General features: G+C 35.5%; 3 protein-coding genes and 1 pseudogene. 1 reads left to right on the top strand and 3 read right to left on the bottom strand.

The window, feature by feature from the left end; all coding sequences use genetic code 11:
• Together AFK68_RS41290 and AFK68_RS08295 are read right to left on the bottom strand one after the other, a co-directional pair.
• A pseudogene (locus AFK68_RS41290) lies at positions 1 to 309 on the bottom strand (hypothetical protein); the annotation flags it as partial.
• Positions 310 to 334: 25 nt separating this feature from the next.
• On the bottom strand, positions 335 to 1,534 hold the full coding sequence (locus tag AFK68_RS08295) for a pentapeptide repeat-containing protein (RefSeq protein WP_246844070.1): 1,200 nt from the start codon (positions 1,532 to 1,534) through the stop codon (positions 335 to 337).
• A 36-nt stretch (positions 1,535 to 1,570) separates the two neighbouring features.
• On the opposite strand from AFK68_RS08295, the gene AFK68_RS08300 reads away from it, so the two are divergent.
• Positions 1,571 to 2,413, top strand: a complete 843-nt coding sequence (locus AFK68_RS08300) for a prephenate/arogenate dehydrogenase (protein ID WP_094672328.1) — start codon at positions 1,571 to 1,573, stop codon at positions 2,411 to 2,413.
• A gap of 340 nt (positions 2,414 to 2,753) precedes the next feature.
• Here the strand turns inward: AFK68_RS08300 and AFK68_RS08305 are convergent, their stop codons facing one another.
• Positions 2,754 to 3,791, bottom strand: a complete 1,038-nt coding sequence (locus AFK68_RS08305) for an AI-2E family transporter (RefSeq protein ID WP_094672329.1) — start codon at positions 3,789 to 3,791, stop codon at positions 2,754 to 2,756.
• Between the last annotated feature and the right edge of the window lie 539 nt (positions 3,792 to 4,330).

A 4,330-nucleotide genomic window follows, 5' to 3' on the forward strand; every position in this document is an offset into this window, starting at 1 on the left:
ATATGGTTCTGTTTGAGGTACTTGAATTATAGTTTCTACTTCACGATTTTTACTAACTTTATTTACTATTCGTTTACCAAATGTAGGATGATGGTAGAGATTAAATTTTTGACCGCTGGAATTAATTATAGTTATTCTTGTTGCTGTCTGAAAAAATTTAATTCCGTTGCAAAATTTCAGTAATGCTTTGTCTTTCTTAATTTGATTAACTTGTTTAATTGATTTAGTTAAAACCGTACTTAACTGTCGAATTGTTTGAGCTACCACAGGAGTTAAATAATTTATATCTTGGGAGTTAATAATTTTCATAATACTAATAATACTCTCTTGGGTTTTAGATACTAATAATACTCTCTTGGGTTTTAGCAGAATCATTAAAAGGTATAATAGCGATATAAGCAGTAGCAAATAACTTTTCATCGCTGTTCATTGGAAACGAAATAATTGTTCTGCAAGAATTAACTTCTATAGAAGGAGGTTTATTTAGCTGTGGTAAATACTTACTAACTTGATAATATGTTGCAGCTAGAGCATAATGACTGGAACTATCTAAGGGACTATCAACAATAATCTTTACTTGAGGAAGAGTCTCGTGAAAAAAACTTTTAATTTTGCCAGAATTGAGAGAATAAACTTGACTTTTATCTCCATTAGCACTTAAATCAACCCATTCACAACTTACTGCTTCTGTTTTAATTCCGAGGCGAGAGGCACCAAAAATTTTTGCTCCTGTTAAAGTTGCCCCCGTTAAATCTGCTCCAATCCAATCTACTTCAATTAAACAGGCACTTGATAAATTAGCATGAACTAAACTAGCATTTAAAAGGTTAGCTTGGGATAAATCTGCTCTACTTAGGTCAGCACCACTGAGTTTAGCATCACTCAGACTCGCCCAACGTAGGTTAGCTCCATTTAAATCAGCCCAACGTAGGTTAGCCCCACTTAAGTCAGCTCCATTCAAATTTGCACCACTAAGATTAGTTTGTCTCAATTCAGCACCACTCAGGTCTGCACCACTCAGGTCTGCACCACTCAGGTCTGCTCCTTGCAAGTTAGCTTCTATTAAATGAGAGCCTGTAAGAGAAGCAAAACGCAAGTTAGCTCCCTTTAAATTAGCGCCACTAAGATTAGTTTTTCGGAGTGTCGCTTCAACAAGACTTGCTCCACTTAAGTCAGCTAAAGAAAGATTTGCCCCACTTAATTCTGCCCTAATTAATTCTGCTCTGATCAATTTTGCAGCAATTAATTGAGCTTTTTTCAAATTAACTAAAACTAGGTTCGCCACATTCAAATCAGCGCCATTTAAGTTTGTGCCACTAAGATGCGCTCCATTAAGTTTAGTAATATTAAGTTTAGCTTTACTAAGATTAGAATCCGTTAAATTTGCACCGCTTAGGTTAGCAACACTGAGGTTGACTCCGCTAAGATTTGCGCCACTGAGATTAATACCAGTGAGATTGGCCTCAAAAAGATTGAGGTCAGTAAAATTTCTTTCACCAGCAGCATATTTTTGTTGAAGTTCTTCGATTATCATTAGGGCGCACCCTGGTATCATGCCCATTACATTATGATGAATATAGGTATTGTCGGATTAGGTTTAATTGGTGGCTCACTTGGATTGGATTTAAGAACCTTAGGTTATCGTGTTTTTGGGGTCTCTCGTCGAGAACAAACTTGTCAAAAGGCAATTGCTCTTGGAGCTGTTGATGAAGCTAGCTTGGAACTATCTTTACTGTCTATTACTGATTTAATATTTATCTGTACTCCCATCTCCAGTATTATTCCTACTCTAGAACAGCTTATTCCCTTTATTTCTTACTCTGCAATTCTAACTGATGTGGGTTCTGTTAAGACACCCATTGTGGAAGGTGTTTCTCAAATTTGGCCTAATTTTGTAGGTGGACATCCCATGGCGGGTAAAGCAGAAAGTGGGATTGAAGTGGCTCAGTTGGGTTTATTTAAGGATAGACCTTATGTGCTGACTCCTACTGAAAATACTCCCCTAGAGTCTGTGGAGAAAGTTGAGACAATAGCTAGGTTGCTCCAGAGTCAAGTTTACTTTTGTGACCCCCATGAACATGATCGAGCTGTTGCCTGGATTTCTCATTTACCTGTGATGGCCAGTGCTAGTTTAATTTCTGCCTGTATGAGTGAGACTAATCCTACTGTTGTTAAGTTAGCACAAGAGTTGGCTAGTTCTGGTTTCCGTGATACTAGCCGAGTGGGAGGGGGTAATCCAGAGTTAGGACGAATGATGGCCCAATATAATAGTTTAGAGGTGTTGCGATCGCTCTATTCTTTTCGTGAGGAAATTGATGGGTTGATTCAAGATATTGAGCAGGAAGATTGGCAGATTATTGAGGAAAAATTGAGGTCTACGGAGCAAAGTAGAAGACTCTTTCTTAAGGAGTAGGGGAGTAGGGGAGTAGGGGTTAAAAAAGGGGTTTGCCGTTTAACTCTGTAGTGCTTGACCCACTACGAATGACTAGACTTTCAGACCTTTGAGTAAGTTTGAGTAAGTTTAGTTGAGCGGTGAGTAATCACTTTTATTCAGTATCAAGTCTCAATAAAATCCTGCTTTTTTATACAAGAAATTGGTCGAAAATTCCTCTCACACTTCCCACATTCCCCACACTCTTTACCGAAAAATTGCAGTCTAAAGCATCCCCTTTTAAGGGGATAAAAAAATAGAATATTCGCCAAGGTTAAGCCTCCTTATTTCAGAGGTACTGATAACTGATAACTAAAATGAACTATGGATTAAATTCTGCATAATAGCGGAGATAATTAACAGTATTTTTGACAAAACCTGCTATAGGTACAGCTATTAATAAACCTAAAACTCCCCATACTTGCGCCCCCACTAATAAACTCAGTAAAATCCAGACAGGATTAAGACCTGTAAACCCTCCTAGTATTCTGGGGGCAACAAAATTTTCAATTGCTTGTTCGATTAAAACTATCACAATTAAAACTTTTATTCCGAGCCAAAAATTTTCTAAAGTTATTAATAAACTGACGAGAGTTACACCTAAAGCAGTACCAAAAGGAACTAAAGTCATCAACCCAATTCCTATACCAAATAATAAGCCAAAAGGAGTTCCTAGAAATAATAAACTTATGGTCATAGAAACACCCATCAAACAAGCTAGTGTTGCTTGACCAATAAAATAATTTTCAAAATTTTGTCTAAATGATTTGCGGATATGAATATCTAGGTGATTAGGCAGCCAATTAAATATTCCATTCCAAAGGCGATCGCCATGTAACATTAGATAAAAAGTAATAACTATGGTAATTAAAATATCAAAAATTCTACCTACTGTATTGAGAACAAAACTAATAATTTCTCCTGTAATATCTTGCAGTTGAGAAGATAAACTTTCTGTAAATTGATTTGCCCAAACTGTTAAATTAATTGGTAATCTCCGCTTATATGCCCATTGGTTAAATGATTCTAATTGTTGATTTCCAGATTCTAGCCAACTAGGAAGTTTTTCAATTAATCCAGTAAGTTGTTCTAATAATAAAGGAATTAAAATAACTGCCAAAACTAATATAATTACTAATGCTACTAAAAATACTAAAATAACTGCTCTGTCTCTTTTAACTCCATGTCTCTGCAAAAAAAGCACTGGGTAATCTAATAAAAATGAGAGTAATGTTGCGGAAACAGCTATTGTAATTATTCGACCAAAATATTGAAATATTTGTAGTAAAGCCCAACCATTTATGACAATTATTGGTAATGCTAAGTACCAAAATAATCTTTTATTAAGTAAGTTCAGCATAAATTAGTTTTTATAGGGAGTAGGGAGTAGGGAGTAGGGAGTAGAAAAGAGAAAATACTATTTTATATCATGTCCGGTACCATTGGTATTGTAAGCACGAAGGTAAGGAAAAAGAAAGAAGGCTTTAGTTATCTAGGAGAGAAGCTTTAAGAGAAGAAAAAACCTGACATAAGGTAAATATTTCCCCAGCTTTTACACGACGCGACCATACCAACGGACATGATATTATCAATCTCCTAACACTTTTTTGTAGTGCTATAAATAGTCAAAGTCTGTTAAAACTGACTAAATTTTTCAATAGCAGTTATTTGTTGATGACTGCTGTTTTTAGGTTCTGAATTAATTCTAAAATTTACTAGCAATATAGAGCTACGCGCAAGTCAAAAGTCAAAAGTAATCTCTGAGTAAGTTTTTCTTAGGTCAATGCTCCGCAAACAGGATTTACCAATTTCCTAATCTTTGCTTCGACTACTATAAAATCATTTATTGAAGAGGTAAAAAATGGCTTTCAGTAATTTCAAAACTATTAGTGAAGTTCT

Source organism: Hydrocoleum sp. CS-953, assembly GCF_002260545.1.
Classification (GTDB): Bacteria; Cyanobacteriota; Cyanobacteriia; order Cyanobacteriales; family Microcoleaceae; genus Trichodesmium.